The organism is Janthinobacterium sp. SUN118 (assembly GCF_030397695.1).
Classification (GTDB): domain Bacteria; phylum Pseudomonadota; class Gammaproteobacteria; order Burkholderiales; family Burkholderiaceae_D; genus Janthinobacterium.
Genome location: NZ_JAPUBV010000001.1, coordinates 208,998 through 225,285, shown reverse-complemented (window position 1 = coordinate 225,285; position 16,288 = coordinate 208,998). Strand labels below are relative to the sequence as shown.

Annotated in this window: 16 protein-coding genes; 6 read left to right on the top strand and 10 right to left on the bottom strand. The window is 62.0% G+C overall.

The genetic code is table 11. From position 1 onward, the window contains the following. Nucleotide 1 precedes the first annotated feature (1 nt). On the bottom strand, nucleotides 2–946 hold the full coding sequence (locus O0880_RS01085; RefSeq protein ID WP_289887264.1) for an ABC transporter substrate-binding protein: 945 nt from the start codon (nucleotides 944–946) through the stop codon (nucleotides 2–4). A gap of 116 nt (nucleotides 947–1,062) precedes the next feature. Continuing rightward, a complete protein-coding gene (locus O0880_RS01080) occupies nucleotides 1,063–1,947 on the bottom strand; it encodes a TauD/TfdA family dioxygenase (protein WP_071326177.1) in 885 nt (294 codons plus the stop codon). A 224-nt stretch (nucleotides 1,948–2,171) separates the two neighbouring features. On the opposite strand from O0880_RS01080, the gene O0880_RS01075 reads away from it, so the two are divergent. After that, complete coding sequence (locus tag O0880_RS01075) at nucleotides 2,172–2,657, top strand: hypothetical protein (protein WP_289884608.1); 486 nt, start codon at nucleotides 2,172–2,174, stop codon at nucleotides 2,655–2,657. An 18-nt stretch (nucleotides 2,658–2,675) separates the two neighbouring features. On the opposite strand, the gene can is transcribed toward O0880_RS01075, so the two are convergent. From can to O0880_RS01040, 7 genes are all read right to left on the bottom strand, one after another. Beyond that, nucleotides 2,676–3,347: a carbonate dehydratase gene (can, locus tag O0880_RS01070; RefSeq protein WP_289884607.1), complete on the bottom strand. Its 672-nt coding sequence runs from the start codon at nucleotides 3,345–3,347 to the stop codon at nucleotides 2,676–2,678. Nucleotides 3,348–3,485: 138 nt separating this feature from the next. Further along, nucleotides 3,486–4,619: a molecular chaperone DnaJ gene (gene dnaJ, locus O0880_RS01065; protein ID WP_034745985.1), complete on the bottom strand. Its 1,134-nt coding sequence runs from the start codon at nucleotides 4,617–4,619 to the stop codon at nucleotides 3,486–3,488. Between the two features lie 161 nt (nucleotides 4,620–4,780). Beyond that, a complete protein-coding gene (gene dnaK / locus O0880_RS01060; RefSeq protein ID WP_071321807.1) occupies nucleotides 4,781–6,724 on the bottom strand; it encodes a molecular chaperone DnaK in 1,944 nt (647 codons plus the stop codon). Nucleotides 6,725–6,815: 91 nt separating this feature from the next. Then, complete coding sequence (gene grpE, locus O0880_RS01055; protein ID WP_289884605.1) at nucleotides 6,816–7,352, bottom strand: nucleotide exchange factor GrpE; 537 nt, start codon at nucleotides 7,350–7,352, stop codon at nucleotides 6,816–6,818. A 480-nt stretch (nucleotides 7,353–7,832) separates the two neighbouring features. Continuing rightward, nucleotides 7,833–8,942 (bottom strand): ferrochelatase, encoded by a 1,110-nt coding sequence (hemH, locus tag O0880_RS01050; RefSeq protein ID WP_289884604.1) that lies wholly within the window; start codon nucleotides 8,940–8,942, stop codon nucleotides 7,833–7,835. A gap of 269 nt (nucleotides 8,943–9,211) precedes the next feature. Then, nucleotides 9,212–10,879: a DNA repair protein RecN gene (recN, locus tag O0880_RS01045; RefSeq protein ID WP_071321804.1), complete on the bottom strand. Its 1,668-nt coding sequence runs from the start codon at nucleotides 10,877–10,879 to the stop codon at nucleotides 9,212–9,214. 48 nt (nucleotides 10,880–10,927) lie between these two features. After that, entirely contained in the window at nucleotides 10,928–11,887 is a 960-nt protein-coding gene (locus O0880_RS01040) for an NAD kinase (RefSeq protein ID WP_232251024.1), read from the bottom strand. Nucleotides 11,888–12,151: 264 nt separating this feature from the next. On the opposite strand from O0880_RS01040, the gene O0880_RS01035 reads away from it, so the two are divergent. From O0880_RS01035 to gloA, 4 genes are all read left to right on the top strand, one after another. Next, nucleotides 12,152–12,418 carry a hypothetical protein gene (locus O0880_RS01035; RefSeq protein ID WP_289884603.1) on the top strand — a complete coding sequence of 89 codons (267 nt, stop codon included), beginning with the start codon at nucleotides 12,152–12,154 and terminating at the stop codon, nucleotides 12,416–12,418. Between the two features lie 39 nt (nucleotides 12,419–12,457). After that, nucleotides 12,458–13,768: a sorbosone dehydrogenase family protein gene (locus tag O0880_RS01030; protein WP_289884602.1), complete on the top strand. Its 1,311-nt coding sequence runs from the start codon at nucleotides 12,458–12,460 to the stop codon at nucleotides 13,766–13,768. Nucleotides 13,769–13,870: 102 nt separating this feature from the next. Beyond that, the gene (locus O0880_RS01025) at nucleotides 13,871–14,293 is read left to right on the top strand and encodes an OsmC family protein (protein WP_071321801.1); all 423 of its coding nucleotides are present in this window, start codon (nucleotides 13,871–13,873) and stop codon (nucleotides 14,291–14,293) included. A 113-nt stretch (nucleotides 14,294–14,406) separates the two neighbouring features. Beyond that, a complete protein-coding gene (gene gloA, locus O0880_RS01020; protein WP_070290874.1) occupies nucleotides 14,407–14,814 on the top strand; it encodes a lactoylglutathione lyase in 408 nt (135 codons plus the stop codon). A gap of 6 nt (nucleotides 14,815–14,820) precedes the next feature. Here the strand turns inward: gloA and O0880_RS01015 are convergent, their stop codons facing one another. Beyond that, the gene (locus O0880_RS01015) at nucleotides 14,821–15,720 is read right to left on the bottom strand and encodes a LysR substrate-binding domain-containing protein (RefSeq protein ID WP_289884601.1); all 900 of its coding nucleotides are present in this window, start codon (nucleotides 15,718–15,720) and stop codon (nucleotides 14,821–14,823) included. Nucleotides 15,721–15,813: 93 nt separating this feature from the next. Here O0880_RS01015 and O0880_RS01010 point away from each other — a divergent pair, with 93 nt between their 5' ends. After that, on the top strand, nucleotides 15,814–16,281 hold the full coding sequence (locus O0880_RS01010) for a DMT family transporter (RefSeq protein WP_289884600.1): 468 nt from the start codon (nucleotides 15,814–15,816) through the stop codon (nucleotides 16,279–16,281). The last annotated feature ends 7 nt before the right edge of the window (nucleotides 16,282–16,288 follow it).

The following is a 16,288-nucleotide window of genomic DNA, read 5'->3' as shown; positions in this document are numbered from 1 at the left end:
GTCAGCCTCCTTGCGCGATGGCTGGATCGTCGAAGAAATAATCGCGCCAGGTGTCGGGCAGGTTGCGGATGGCGTTGACGCGGTGCAGGAATTGCGCCAGGCCATAGGTATTCTGCGGCGCGATCTTGAATTGCACTTGCGGATTGGCAAAGATTTTCAGCAACAGATTGCGGTCCACCTTGCTCTTGTTGACCTTGATATAGATGTCGGCCGCGCCCTGCGGGTTACTGCTCGCATACTGCGCCGCTTCCGCCAGCGCCGCGATGAAGGCGCGGTAAGTCTTGGGATTATCCTTGCGGTACTTTTCCGTCGCATACAGCAAGGTCGACGAGCTGGGCCCGCCCTGCACGTCATACGAGTTCAGGACGATGCGGGCGTTCGGGTTCTGCGCCAGTTCCTGCTCCTGGAAAGGCGAATTGCCGAAGTGACCGCTGAGCTCCGTGCCGCCGGCGATGATGGCGGCCGCCGCATCCGGGTGCGGCAAGGTTTGCGTGATTTTATCGAGGCGGGCGAATTCCTTGTCGCCCCACTGCTTCGCCACCGCCATCTGCAATATCCGCGCCTGGACGGAAACGGAGACGGCGGGCAAGGCAATGCGGTCCTTGTCCGTCAAGTCCGCCAGGGTTTTCACCTTGGGATTGATGCTGATCAAATAATAAGGAAAGTTGCCCAAGGACGCCACGCCGCGCACATTCTGCCGGCCTTTCGTGCGGTCCCAGATCGTCAACAACGGACCCAGCCCCGCCCCCGCGATATCGATATTGCCGGACAACAAAGCGTCGTTGATGGCGGGACCGCCGGACAGGGTGATCCACTCGACTTTGACGTCCACGCCCTGCTGCTTGCCATGCTTTTCAATCAGCTTGTGTTCCTGCGCAATGTTGAGCAGCAAGAAGGTGATGCCATGCTGGCCCGCGATGCGGATCTGTCCTTCGGCCCGGGCCATGGGAATCGCCAGGCATGCGGCGCCCAGCAGGGCAATGGCGGCGACAACACGGCGGTGGCGGGTGAGGGAAAAGAACGGCAGCATGGACACTCCTTGGGTCAGGTCAACAGTCAAAGTCAGTACGGCGCATCGCCTTCGATGGTGGTGCGGTAGAGTTTACGGCGCTGCCCGGGCGGACAACCGGTGGCCAGGTGCATCAGGGAGCGGTTGTCCCAGAACACCAGGTCGTGCGGCTGCCAGCGGTGCACATACAGGTGCTCCGGGCGCACGCTGTGCGCGAACAGTTCATCGAGCAGGGCGCGGCTTTCATCGTCGGGCAAGCCGACGATGCGCGTGGTGAAATGCTCGCTGACGAACAGGGCGCGCCGTCCCGTTTCCGGATGCACGCGCACGACGGGATGGGTGACGGGCTTGACTTCATCGACCTGCGCCTGCGTCAACGCAGGGCGCCAGGGATTACGACGGCGCAATTCCTCGTACTGGCTCAGGTAACTGTGCTCGGCACGGGCGCCGCGCACGGCGTGGCGCAGCGCGGCCGGCAGGCTTTCCCAGGCCAGGTGCATGTTGGCAAACACGGTGTCGCCGCCCTCGTCCGGCAATTCCTGCGCGTGCAACATGGAACCAAGGCTGGGCACTTCCTTGTACGACAGATCGGAATGCCAAAAGTGTCCCGCATCGCCCAGGCCGATGGGCTGGCCATCCTCGACGATGTTCGAAATGATCAGCACTTCCGGCTGCGATGGCAGCTGGAACTGGCGCAGGACGTGGATTTGCAGGGGGCCGAAGCGGCGGCTGAAATCGACCTGCTGCTGCGGCGTGATGTGCTGCTCGCGGAACACCAGCACGTGATGGTCGAGGTGGGCGTGGTGCAGGCGCTGGAAGTCGCCCAGCGACAGCGGCTGCGCCAGGTCCAGCCCCAGCACCTGCGCGCCGAGCGGCGCATCGAAAGTCTCGATACGGAACGGGCTGGCGGGTAGCGACGATTTGAGGACGGCCGACATGATGGCTTCATCAGTGAACAAGGGAAGTCCACTGTATGCCGGCCGGCGCGCCTTGCAAACGAAGCATTTACTATATGGATATGCGCGGCCCGTTGCGCCATGTTGCAACAGCGCCTGTCACGCCATGGCACAGGGGCGGCGCCGCCACGAGCGGCCGCGCCCTTGAATGGTGCTAGCACGCAACTTGCTTATTGACCAATTTCCCCTCTGCCGACAGAACCGCCATGCCCATCGTTCCCCTGCTGCTCGCCCTGCTGTTTGCCATTCCCGTCCGCGCGCAGGACGGCCAGGGAGAAAGCGACCTCAGCTACAAAGCCTATGTGCACAGCGACAAGCGCATCAAGTGTCTGTACGGCTATGCGGCCGACAAGACGGGCGACCATGCGGCGGCCGTCGCCATCTTTGAAGATTGCATCCGGCGCTGGAACGATGTGTACTCGATGATTTGGCTGGCCCAGCTGTATGAAACGGGCGTCGGCGTGATGAAGGATGAGGCGCAAGCGACGGCGCTGATGCGGCGCGGCGCCCACACGAACGATGACGCCGCCTATGCGCGGCTGGCCCGCTATCACTACGGCGTGGCGCTGGCCGAAGGCCGCGGCACGCCGCAGGATATTCCCCAGGCCCGAACCTGGCTGCGCCAGGCGGCGCAGGAGGGCGTGCGCGAGGCGGCCGAGTATCTCGTCCGCCTGGAGCATGCGGCGCCGTAGGCACGGCGCCGGCATCGCTTACGCTATTGCTTCGTAGAGGGCCAGGCGGGCCGCCATGCGCGGCGCCAGCTCGTGACCGGCCGTGACCGTCACTTCCAGGTCGTTCAGCAAGCCGTCTTTCAAACCATAGACCCAGCCATGGACGCTGAGTTCCTGGCCCCGTTCCCACGCATCTTGCACGATGGTGGTCTGGCACACGTTCAGCACTTGTTCGACCACGTTCAGTTCGCACAGGCGGTCGCCGCGCTGGCGGCTGGTCAGCACGTCGCCCAGGTAGCGCTCGTGCTTCTGGCCCACGTCCTGCACGTGACGCAGCCAGTTGTCGACGAGGCCGATGCGCGTGCCCGTCATGGCCGCATGCACGCCCTTGCAGCCGTAGTGGCCGACGATGATGATATGTTTGACTTTCAGCACGTCCACGGCAAATTGCAGGACGGACAGGCAATTGAGGTCGGAATGCACGACCACATTGGCAATATTACGGTGCACAAACACGTCGCCAGGCGCCATGCCCAGCAGTTCGTTGGCGGGAACGCGGCTGTCTGAACAGCCGATCCACAGGTATTCGGGCGAGGTCTGCGCTTCCAGGTTCTTGAAGAAGTTCGGGTCTTTCGCCACCATCGAGTCGGCCCAGCGGCGGTTACGCTGCAGCAGTTCCGCCAGGGCCAGGCCGCTTTTCTGTTCGGTCATATCGCTCCCATTCTGTAAGTTCGGTTGAGCAGCGCGCCGATCGCCTGCGTTGGCGTGCGATGCGCGCAGATGCTGCGTCAACCTGGGTAAAAAAACGCCGGGATGTGTGAGCATCCCGGCGCATGGTGTTACGTGTGCTTACTCAAAAAAATCCTTGACCTTGTCTTTCCAGGTCTTGCTTTGAGGGCTGTGCTTGGCGCCGCCCTCGGTCGTCGATTTTTCAAAGTCGCGCAACAGGTCTTTCTGTTTTTCCGTCAGTTTCACCGGCGTTTCGATGGCCACGTGGCAGAACAGGTCGCCCGCGTAACCGGAGCGCACGCCCTTGATGCCCTTGCCTTTCAGGCGGAAGGTCTTGCCCGACTGGGTGCCTTCCGGGATCGTGAACGACACTTTGCCGTTCAGGGTCGGCACTTCGATTTCACCGCCCAGGGCTGCCTTGGTGAAGGAAATCGGCATTTCGCAATGCAGATCGTCGCCTTCGCGCTGGAACACGGCGTGCGGCTTGATGTGGATTTCCACATACAGGTCGCCCGACGGACCGCCATTCGTGCCCGGTTCGCCGTTGCCGGACGAACGGATACGCATGCCGTTGTCGATACCGACTGGAATTTTGACTTCCAGGGTCTTGTTGCGCTTGATACGGCCCGCGCCGCCGCATGGCGTGCAGGGGTCGGTGATGACCTTGCCGCTGCCATGGCATTTCGGGCAGGTTTGCTGGATGCTGAAGAAACCTTGCTGCATGCGCACCTGGCCGTGGCCACCGCAGGTACCGCAGGTGGTCGGCGACGTGCCTGGCTTGGCGCCGCTGCCGTGGCAAGTGTCGCACTTGTCCCAGCTCGGCACGCGAATGGTCGTGTCGAAGCCGTGAGCAGCTTGCTCCAGTGTAATTTCCAGGTTATAGCGCAAATCGGCGCCACGGTACACTTGTGGACCCGCATTGCGGCTGCGTCCACCGCCACCGCCAAAGATGTCGCCGAAGATATCGCCGAAGCTGTCGGCAAAGCCGCCAGCACCGCCGCCGAAGCCGCCACCGCCGCCCATGTTCGGGTCCACGCCGGCGTGACCGTAACGGTCATACGCATCGCGCTTTTCCGGATTGGTCAGCATCTCGTAGGCTTCTTTGACTTCCTTAAACTTTTCTTCCGATTCCTTGCTATCCGGATTGCGGTCCGGATGGTATTTCATCGCCAGTTTACGGTAAGACTTTTTGATCTCTTCTTCCGAAGCATTTTTTGCGACACCGAGTGTCTCGTAAAAATCACGCTTTGCCATGTTGTCGGCACCTTGCAGTCTATCTACTGATGTAAAAATTACACGAAAAAGCCGAGTCGAGTGCTGCACTGGGCAACGACTCGGCTCGGCCGGTCTTCGCGGCTAATCCCGCGATGTAGCGTTCAGCCCGGCTGCTCCCAGCTTATGGGAGCGCAAGACAATTACTTGCTGTCTTTGACTTCTTTGAAGTCAGCGTCAACGACGTCGTCTTGCTTGGCGCCTGCATCGGATGCGCCAGCAGCTTGCTGTGCACCTTCCGCGCCGCCGGCAGCTTGCTGAGCTTGCATGTCGGCATACATTTTTTCGCCCATTTTCTGCGATGCGCTCGACAGTGCTTCCACCTTGGCGTCGATCTCAGCCTTGTCGCCGGCCTTGATGCTTGCTTCCAGGTCGGTGATTGCCGCTTCGATCTTCTCTTTCTCGCCCGCTTCCAGCTTGTCGCCGTATTCGGTCAAGGATTTCCGGGTCGAGTGTACCAGAGCATCGGCCTGGTTGCGCGACTCGGCCAATTCTTTGACCTTCTTGTCTTCTTCCGCGTTCAACTCGGCGTCTTTCACCATCTTCTGGATTTCAGCCTCGGTCAAGCCGGAATTGGCCTTGATCGTGATCTTGTTTTCCTTGCCGGTGGCCTTGTCTTTCGCGCCGACATGCAAGATGCCGTTGGCGTCGATGTCGAACGTCACTTCGATCTGTGGCGTACCACGCGATGCTGGCGGGATGCCCTCCAGATTGAACTCGCCCAGGCCCTTGTTGCCGGCGGCGATTTCGCGCTCACCCTGGAAGACCTTGATGGTCACCGCAGGCTGGTTGTCGTCGGCCGTCGAGAACACCTGGCTGAACTTGGTCGGAATCGTCGTGTTTTTGTGGATCATCTTGGTCATCACGCCGCCCAGGGTTTCGATACCCAGGGACAGAGGAGTGACGTCCAGCAACAGCAAGTCCTTGCGTTCGCCCGACAGGACCGAACCTTGAATTGCTGCGCCCACGGCGACGGCTTCGTCCGGATTCACATCCTTGCGTGGATCCTTGCCGAAGAATTCCTTCACTTTTTCCTGCACCTTCGGCATGCGGGTCATACCGCCGACCAGGATGATGTCGTCGATGTCGGACACTTTCACGCCTGCATCTTTGATAGCGGTGCGGCAAGGTTCCATCGTGGCCGTGATCAACTCTTCCACCAGCGATTCCAGCTTGGCGCGGGTCATCTTCAGGTTCAAGTGGACCGGTGCGCCATTCGCCATGGCGATGTATGGCTCGTTGATCTCGGTTTGTTGCGACGACGACAATTCGATCTTCGCGCGCTCGGCCGAAGCCTTGATGCGCTGCAGGGCGATCGGATCTTTTTTCAGGTCGATGCCGTTGATCTTCTTGAACTCGTCGATGATGTAATCGATGACGCGTTGGTCGAAGTCTTCGCCGCCCAGGAAGGTGTCGCCGTTGGTCGACAGCACTTCAAATTGTTTCTCGCCATCAACATCCGCGATTTCGATGATCGACACGTCGAACGTACCGCCACCCAAGTCATACACGGCGATTTTACGGTCGCCTTTTTCAGCCTTGTCCAGGCCAAACGCCAGCGCTGCCGCGGTTGGCTCATTGATGATGCGCTTGACGTCCAGACCGGCGATACGGCCGGCATCCTTGGTCGCCTGACGCTGCGAGTCGTTGAAGTACGCAGGCACGGTGATGACGGCTTCGGTGACTTCTTCACCGAGGTAGTCTTCTGCCGTTTTCTTCATCTTGCGCAGCACTTCAGCCGAAATTTGCGGCGGCGCCAGTTTTTTGTCGCGTACGCCGATCCATGCATCGCCGTTGTCGGCTTTCATGATTTGGTACGGCATCAGCGCGATGTCTTTTTGTACTTCTTTTTCGTCGAACTTGCGACCGATCAAACGCTTCACTGCGTACAGCGTGTTTTTCGGATTGGTCACGGCCTGGCGTTTCGCTGGCGCGCCGACGAGAATTTCGCCATCTTCTTGATAAGCAATAATCGACGGCGTCGTGCGTGCGCCTTCAGCGTTTTCGATTACCTTTGGTTGACCGTTTTCCATGATGGAAACGCAGGAATTCGTGGTTCCCAGATCGATACCGATAATTCTACCCATGATTTTTTTCCTTTTATTTGCTAGATTTCAGATGGTTCTTATATGTGGCAAAGCGGCATGGTTTCAAGGCTTGCTTGATGCCGCCCTCTGATTATTTTGCTTGCGCGGTCGTTACAATGGCTGGACGCAGCAGGCGGTCCGCAATCATATAGCCCTTTTGCAGGACGGACACGATGGTATTGGCTTCCTGCTCCGCTGGCACCACGGCAACAGCCTGGTGTTTCATCGGATCGAGCTTTTCGCCCTGCGCTGGCAAGACTTCCACCAGGCGGTTGCGCTCGAACGCGGCATTCAATTGCTTCAAGGTCAGCTCGACGCCCTCTTTCAAGGACTCGATCGTCGGTGCTTCCACCGTCAGCGCCGTTTCCAGGCTGTCTTTCACCGGCACCATGGCTTCGGCAAAGCTTTCCACTGCAAATTTATGCGCTTTAGCAACATCTTCCTGCGCGCGGCGGCGGATATTTTCGCCATCGGCCTTGGCACGCATGAAGGCATCGTGCATCTCTGCAAGACGCGCTTCGGTACTCGCCAGCTGCTCTTCCAAAGTTGGCTCTGCGGGAGTCGATGGGGCAGTCGCCGCGGCGTCCGCTTGCGGATTAGGTACAGCTTGGTTTTCCTGATCTTGCATCTAAAAGCTCCTACAATCAATGGCTTGTAACGCCTGCCAAAACCTGCTGCGCATCGCAATTCGCGGCTTCCGAGCTTCACTGACTCGGCGTCTCCGTGCATTCGCACAGCTGCGCCTTTCAGCGACGAATCACATCCGCGCTACGGTTTTGTTTGGCGTCGTTAAATGGGTTAGGCTATACATCTTTACAACACTAACCGGCAGATGGGGCTATATCCTACTGTTTCAAGGGGTATTGGCGTCAACGCCAAGCTTTACGTCGGCTAATGTTACAGCTTATTACAAATCGCTTCCCATTTCGGGCAACAAGCCGTGCGCTCCCTCTGATACAGCCTGGTTCCCCCCAGCAAAGCCGGCATTCTACCAGCCCGCCCAAGGCCATTACCACTGCTGGTGTTGCTATTTGGAAAACCTCATGCTTGCGCCAGAGATGACAAAGCCGCGCAAGCGCGGCTTTACATTCAATAAAAGCAACTATTGCTAGTTGGCGGCGCCCAGGGCCAGGGCCGCCGTGCGCGCCTGCTCGCCATGCTTCTTGTCCGCTTCGCGCTGCGCCGCCGTCTTCATCGTCGGCCAGCCGATCATATGCTGTTCGGCAATTTCCGCCAGCCCGGCGATCCAGGCGGGCGTTTCATTCAAGCACGCGATGTAATGGAAGTGCTTGCCGCCGGCCGCCTCGAAATCATGCTTGGCTTCCATGGCGATCTCTTCCAGCGTCTCCAGGCAATCGCTGGTAAAACCCGGACACAGCAGATCGACGCGCTTGACGCCCTGCTGCGCCAGCGCCACCAGGGTGGGCGCCGTGTATGGCTGCAGCCATTCGGCCTTGCCAAAGCGCGACTGGAAGGTCACCACATATTGCTCTTTGGTCAGTTTCAACTTTTCCGCCAGCAGGCGCGCCGTTTTCAGGCATTGGCAGTGATAGGGGTCGCCCAGCAGCAAGGTGCGCTTCGGCACGCCATGAAAGCTCATCACCAGCTTTTCCGGCCGGCCATGCGCTTCCCAGTGGTTCAGCACGGAGTCGCGCAGGGCGTCGATATACGTGTCGTGCTCGTGGTATTGCTTGATGAAGCGCAATTCCGGCACATTGCGCACCGTGGCGTAGTGGGCAAACACGGCGTCATAGATGGAGCCCGTCGTCGTGCCCGAGTATTGCGGATAAGCCGGCAGGATGGCGATGCGCTCGCAGCCCGCGCTTTTCAGTTGCGCCAGCACCTCGGGCAACGATGGCGAACCGTAGCGCATGGCCATGGCGACGGTGACGCCATCATGGCCGCGCTCGGCCAGGGCGCCGGCCAGCAATTTCGCCTGCTTCTGCGTGTGCACCTTCAGGGGCGAGCCGTCGCGCGTCCAGATCGACGCGTATTTCCTGGCCGACTGGCCAGAACGAAACGGCAGGATGATCAGATGCAGGATGAACCACCAGACGATGCGGGGAATCTCCACCACGCGCGGGTCGGACAGGAATTGCTTCAGATAGCGTCGCACTGCCGACGAGGTCGGCGCATCGGGCGTGCCCAGGTTGACCAGCACCACGGCGCTGCGGTCGATGCTGCCATGCGTGTACGGAGGTTCTACTTGAAATGACATGAAGGCTCTTCGAAGACGTTGGACGGATTAGCCAACCATTATAGTTACATTGCATCAACATCGGAAAGCTGGAAAGGAACGGCATCAGGCCAACTGCCATTTTCGCCAGACCGGTTTACGCTCACAACGCCCAACAAAACCGTCGCGAGCGGCAGCGAGGCTCGCTGCCCCGTTGGCCCGAGCAGCGCAGCTGTGCGAAGCACGGGGCCGCCGAGGCAGTGGGCCTCGCAGGCCGCAATCGCGACGCGCAGCAGCTTGGCTTGGGTGTACTAGATGGCCAGCAATTCGCGTGCATGCTTGCGCGTGGTGGCCGTGATTTCCAGGCCGCCCAGCATGCGCGCCACCTCTTCCACCCTGGCCTTGGCATCGAGCATGTCGATGCGCGACGCCGTCTTGCCATTGTCCAGGGTGCTTTTTGCCACCTGGAAATGCTGGTTGGCCTGGCTGGCCACTTGCGGCAAATGGGTCACGCACAGCACTTGTCGTCCTTGCCCCAGGCGTTTCAACAGACGCCCCACCACTTCGGCGACGGCGCCGCCGATGCCGCTGTCGACTTCGTCGAAGATCAGGGTCGGCGTGGTGGTGGCATGCGAGGTAATGACGGAGATGGCCAGCGCGATGCGCGCCAGCTCGCCGCCGGACGCCACCTTGGCCAGCGAACGGGGCGCCGTGCCCGCATGGCCGGCGACGAGAAACTCGACTTGTTCCAGGCCGTGGGCGGCCGGCTCGCACGGATTCAAGGCAATCTCGAAGCTGCCGCCCGTCATGCTCAGCTCCTGCATGGCGCGCGTGACGGCGTGACCCAGCTCCAGGGCGGCGGCGCGGCGCGTGCCTGACAGCCGTTCGGCCACGCTGCGGTACTCGGCCTCGATCTTCGCTTCCTGGCGCAGCAAGCCTTCGATATCGGAAGCGTCGGCCAGGTGCTGGAGCTTTTCCGACAGCTTGGCGTGTTCGTCGGGCAATTCCTCGGGCGTGACGCGGAACTTGCGTGCCGTGCTGTGCATCGCTTCCATGCGCGCATCGAGCTGGTGCAGGCGGTCCGGATCCAGTTCCACGCGGTCCAGGTAATTGTTCAGCGCATACACGGATTCCTGCAGCTGGATGCGCGACGATTCGATCAGGTCGACGATAGGCTGCAGTTCCGCATCGACGGACACCAGCTTGCCCAGTTTCTGGTTCAGGGCCGACAGTTGCGAGACGATCGGGTGGTCTTCCTGCTCGGAAATAATCGCCAGCGCTTCCTGCGCCCCTTCCAGCAGGCTGGCCGCGTGCGACAGGCGGCTGTGCTCGTTCGTGATCTCCGTCCATTCGCCGGGCTTGGCCGCCAGTTTTTCCAGTTCGCCCACTTGCCATTCGAGGCGTTCGCGCTCGTACAGCACGTTGGCGGCATTCGTTTCGAATTCCTCGCGCTGACGCACCAGCGCGCGCCAGCGCTTGTGCAGCGCCGCCACTTGCCGCGCATCCTGTTCCGCGCCCGCCTCGCGCGCCGTCGCCTGGCCGTCGAGCAGGGCGCGCTGCGCCTCGCTTTTCAGCAAGGACTGGTGCGCGTGCTGGCCGTGGATGTCGACCAGCATGTCGCCGAGCTCGCGCAGCTGCGCGGCCGTGGCGGGGATGCCGTTGATGTAGGCTTTCGAGCGGCCCGCATTGTCGATCACGCGGCGCAGCAGGGCGCCGCCCTCGTCGTTGGCAAATTCATTGGCCGCCAGCCACGCCTGCGCCACCTCGCTGACGGAGAAATCGGCCGTGATGTCGGCCTTGGCCGCCCCCTCGCGCACCACGCTGGCGTCGCCGCGGCCGCCCAGCGCCAGCGTCAGCGCATCGATGAGGATGGACTTGCCGGCGCCCGTCTCGCCCGTCAGCACGCTGAAGCCAGCGGAAAATTCCAGTTCAATGGTATCGACAATGACAAAATCGCGGATGGACAGTGTATGGAGCATGGCTTCTGTAGTTAGGCGGCGCACCGCGGGTTAGCGTGAAGAAACTGGTTAGCTGAGCTTGCCCTCGCCCGACGGATATTCGTTCCAGTGCAGTTTTTCACGCAGGGTGTTGTAGTAACTCCACCCCTCCGGATGCAGGAAGGTAATCGTGTGCGGCGAACGGCGAATGATGATGCGGTCTTGCTGGATCAGGCTGGCAAACGTCTGCATGTCGAAATTGACGCTGATATCGCGCCCGCGCACGATTTCCACGACGATCTGGCTGGAGTCGGGCAAGACGATAGGGCGATTCGACAGCGCATGCGGGGCGATCGGCACGAGCACGATGCCGCCCAGGGTCGGGTGCAGCAGCGGGCCGCCGGCCGACAGCGAATACGCGGTCGAGCCCGTGGGCGTGGAAATAATCAAGCCATCCGAACGCTGGTTGTACATGAAGTGCCCGTCAACTTCGACGCGCAATTCCGCCATGCCGGCGCCAGCGCCGCGCGAGACGACGACGTCATTGACGGCCATGCCCACGTGGATCGACTGGCCGTCGCGCAGCACGCTGCCTTCGAGCAAGGTGCGGCGCTCGGCCTTGAAACGGCCGCCGAGAATTTGCGCCAGTACGGGCAGCATACGCTCGAGCGGAATATCGGTCATGAAGCCCAATCGCCCTTGATTGATACCGATCAAGGGAACGTCGAATGGCGCCAGCTGACGCGCAATACCCAGCATGGTGCCGTCGCCGCCCATGACGATGGCGCAATCGGCGGCGGCGCCGATCTCGGCGGGCGACATGGCGCGCACGCCGGGAAATGCCAGGTTCAGGTGCGCGGCCGTTTCCGCTTCAAAGACGACGGTATGACCCAGCACCTGCAAGAAATCGACGATGCTTTTCACGGGCTCGGCAATGCCATCCGTATTCTGGCGCACGACCAGGGCAATGGTCTTGGCCCCCAGGTTGAACGGATGTCCCGGGGCTGGCGAACTGGCTGCTGGCGCTTCGGCGTGTTTTTCGGCGGGCATAAAAATCTCGGCAAATAAATTCGGTGGCAAGTTGCCCCTGGCTGTCGCACTGCACGCCGGCATCGCATGATACTGTATATATGCACAGTATAGTGCGGCTGCCGTGTGCCGGCAAGGGGCGTTTATAAGTGTTGCCGCAGTGTAGCGCAGAAAAAGAATTCGCCATGCGTGCGCCAGCGCTCCCAGCATGGACAAATCCGCTTGCATGCGGCCTGTGGCAACGGGACACTGGCATCAGTCATTCTTTTCGCCCCAGGAGGCCATATGGTTACCCCACATAGCGAGCGCAAGATCAATACCGATGCCAAGGTCAGCAACGACGGCGTCGACCGCTTGCCGCACGAACGCGACGAATCGCCCGACGCGCAAAACATACGCCCGCGCAAGGTCATGCAGCAGGCGGCCAGCGACCTCGAGCAAGGCCTGGTCGATACGGACCGGCGCGCCCAGCCGGGCGTGGAAAAGGTCAAGCCGGCCGCCCCGCAACAGGCCCGCCCCGATGCGCAAGCGGAACCGAAGAAGGCGCGCTGAGTCCAACTCCACTGCACCGCTGCGTTACAGGAGTACGCCATGCACAGCTCTGTTCGCTCCATCCTGTTGCTTGCCAGCTGCTGCGCCGGCCTCGCCCAGGCGCAGGCGCCAGCCATGCCCGTCGGCTTCGGCCCCCAGCCCGCGTTGCCCGCGCCCGACAAGCAATGGATTCCCACCGTCAATGTTGCGCCCGTGCAAAGGTGGACGGCCGGGCAACGCCCCGCGGTGGCGGCCGGCCTGGCCATCCGCGCGTATGCACGCGACCTCGACCATCCGCGCTGGCTGTATGTCTTGCCGAATGGCGACGTGCTCGTGGCGGAAACGAATGCGCCGCCGAAACCCGAAGACAGCCAGGGCATCAGGGGCGCCATCATGCAGATGCAGATGAAAAAGGCGGGCGCCGCCACGCCCAGCGCCAACCGCATCACCTTGCTGCGTGGCATCGATGCGAACGGTGTGGCACAGACGCGCAGCGTCTTCCTGCAAGGCTTGAACTCGCCATTCGGCATGGCCCTGGTAGGCAACGAACTGTATATCGCCAATGCCGACGCCCTCGTGCGCTTTCCCTATGCAACGGGGCAGACCAGCATCGCGGCCCCGGGGGTCAAGGTGATGGACTTGCCTGGCGGCCCCATCAATCACCACTGGACCAAGAACGTCATCGCCAGCCCCGACGGCAAGTTTTTATACGTGTCCGTCGGCTCGAACAGCAATGTGGGCGAGAACGGCATGTCGGCCGAAGACGGCCGCGCCGCCATCTGGCAATTCACGCGGGCCACGGGCAAGGCGCGCGTGTACGCGACGGGCTTGCGCAACCCGAACGGCATGGCCTGGCAGCCTCAGACGGGCGCGCTCTGGACGGCCGTCAATGAACGCGACGAACTGGGCAACGACCTCGTGCCGGACTATATGACCTCGGTCAAGGACGGCGCCTTCTATGGCTGGCCCTACAGTTATTTCGGCCAGCATGGCGATGCGCGCGTCAAGCCGCCGCGTCCCGAACTGGTCGCCACGGCCGTCTCGCCCGACTACGCGCTCGGCGCGCACACGGCCTCGCTGGGGCTGGCGTTCTATGACGGCACCTTGCTGCCCGAGCGCTACCGCAGCGGCGCCTTCATCGGCCAGCACGGCTCGTGGAACCGCAAACCGTTCAGCGGCTACAAGGTCATCTTCGTGCCGTTTGCCAATGGCGTGCCCAATGGCCCGCCGCAGGATGTCGTCGCCGGTTTCCTCGACAGGAACGGCAAGGCGCAGGGGCGTCCCGTCGGCGTGGCCATCGACAAGGCGGGCGCGCTGCTGGTGGCGGACGACGTGGGCAACGTCATCTGGCGCGTGGCGCCGGCGCCCTGAACCTATTTGCGCCCCTGCATGCGCCCCCTGTGTGGCGCAACGAACGGAAGCGGCAAGCGCTGGCGCGCATGATGGACGCTCGAACCACGCAAGGAGTACATCATGAAAAAAACAGGATCGGCCGTCTGGAGTGGCGGCCTCAAAGATGGCAAAGGATTTATTTCCACCCAAAGCGGCGCGCTCGACAATGTGGCTTACGGCTTCAACACGCGCTTCGAGGATGGCCCCGGCAGCAATCCGGAAGAGCTGATCGGCGCCGCCCATGCGGCCTGCTTCACCATGGCCCTGTCCGGTCAGCTGGGCGAGGCGGGCATGCGCGCCACGGCCCTGAAAACCACGGCCGATGTCACCCTGGAAAAGATCGATGGCAGCTATGCCATCACGGCCGTCCACCTGACCCTCGTGGCGACCATACCTGGCGCCACCGAGGAAGCCTTCCAGGATGCGGCCCTGCGCGCCAAGCTCGGTTGTCCCGTGTCCAAATTGCTGGCCACGGACATCACGCTGGACGCCCATCTGGAGTAAGCACGCCACCGTCCGCCGCCCCCTGTGCAAGCGGGCGGCAGGGGCGGTCTCGGCACAAAAGCCGTAAAACGCATAAAATCCTGCCATTCCCCTATCACCATCAAGGATTTACGATGCGTATTTTGCACACCATGTTGCGGGTCGGCGACCTGCAGCGCTCCATCGATTTTTATACCAACGTCCTGGGCATGAAGCTGCTGCGCACCAGCGACAATCCGGAATACCAATACACGCTGGCCTTCGTCGGCTACGGCGCGAATCCCGACCACGCGGAACTGGAACTGACGTATAACTATGGCACCACCAGTTACGAGCTGGGCACGGCCTATGGCCACATCGCCATCTCGGCCGACGACATCGTCGCCGCCTGCGATGCGGCGCGGGCGAATGGCGGCAACGTCACGCGCGAACCGGGCCCGGTCAAGGGCGGCAATACCGTCATCGCCTTCATCACCGATCCGGACGGCTACAAGATCGAATTGATCGAACGCAAGTTCGACGGCCAGGGCGGCGGCCTGTAAGGTGGTTCAGATGGTTGCCGCGGCAATGGCCGCGCGCAGCCAGGCGATGCCCGCATCGCCATCCGTGCGGTGGTGGCGTATCGCTTCAAATGCAAACGGCGCGATGGCAAATGGCGGCGCATGCAGCGCCAGCCCCTGCGCTGCGCTTCCCTGCACGGCGCGCCGCGCCACCGTCAGTATCAAGTCCGTCCCCGGCACGATATCGGGCGCCACCGTCCAGTGCGGCAAGCGCACGGCGATGCGGCGCGCCTGGCCCAGCCGGGCCAGCGCCGCATCGACTTCGGCCGCCATGCCGCCCTCGCTGGACGCTACCAGCACATGCGGCCGCGCCAGATACGTTTCCAGGTTCAATGTTTCGCCATCGGCCAGGCTGGCCGGGTCCAGCGCGCACATGAAGGTTTCCTCGAATAAGGTTTCTCGATGTAACTGCTCGGGCAGTTGCGGGAACACGCCCAGCGCCAGGTCGATCTCGCCATCCTGCACGCCGGCCACGACGGCCGGCCGGCTGGCATAACTGACGGCCAGGTCGATGCCGGGCGCTTCCACGCGCAAGCGGCGCAGCAAGCGCGGCAGGATCAGGGCCGCGCCATAGTCGGACATCGCCAGGCGAAACGTGCGCTGCGCCGTGGCCGCCTCGAAGATGGCGCCACCGAGCACGGAACGCACGCTTTGCAAGGCCTCGGCCAGCGGCCGCGCGAGGGCCAGCGCGCGCGCCGTCGGCTGGAAGCCGCCCTTGCCACGCAACAGCAACGGATCATCGAGCAGGTGGCGCAGGCGCGCCAGCGCATGGCTGACGGCAGGCTGGCTCATATGCAGGCGTTCGGCCGCGCGCGACAAATGGCGCTCGCTGAGCAGCGCCTCCAGGATCACCAGCAAGTTCAAATCGACGGCGCGCAGATTATTCATTTGGTGCATAGTTTAATGACAAACTACGAATTGGATTTAATCATCACAGCATAATACGATGGGGCCATCAACTCAACAAAGATGGAGTCGCATATGCATGGATGGATCACCTTGTTTGCCCCGCTGGCCATGCTGGCCGGCGCCGTCGTCCCTTTCCAGGCGGGCGCGAATGCCGCGCTGGGCCGCAACCTGGGACACCCGCTGTGGGCCACTGTCGCCTCGCTGGGCGTCAGCGCCGTGCTCGCTTCGCTGCTGATGCTGTTCTGGCGCGTACCGGCGCCCGATGTCGCGCTGGCCGTGCGCGGCCCGGGCTGGTCCTGGCTGGGTGGCGCAGCCGGCGTGTTTTATATTACGGCCGCGCTGATGCTGGCGCCGCGCATGGGCTCCGGCCCGTTCATGGCGGCCGTCATCGGCGGACAGATGCTGGCCGCGCTGGCCATCGACCGCTACGGCTTGCTGGGTTTTGCCGTCAAGCACATTTCACCGCTGCACTGGGCGGGCGGGTGCCTCGTGGTGGCGGGCGTGGTTCTCACGCAAGTGGCCAACAGCCGCGCGGCCTGAATACGCC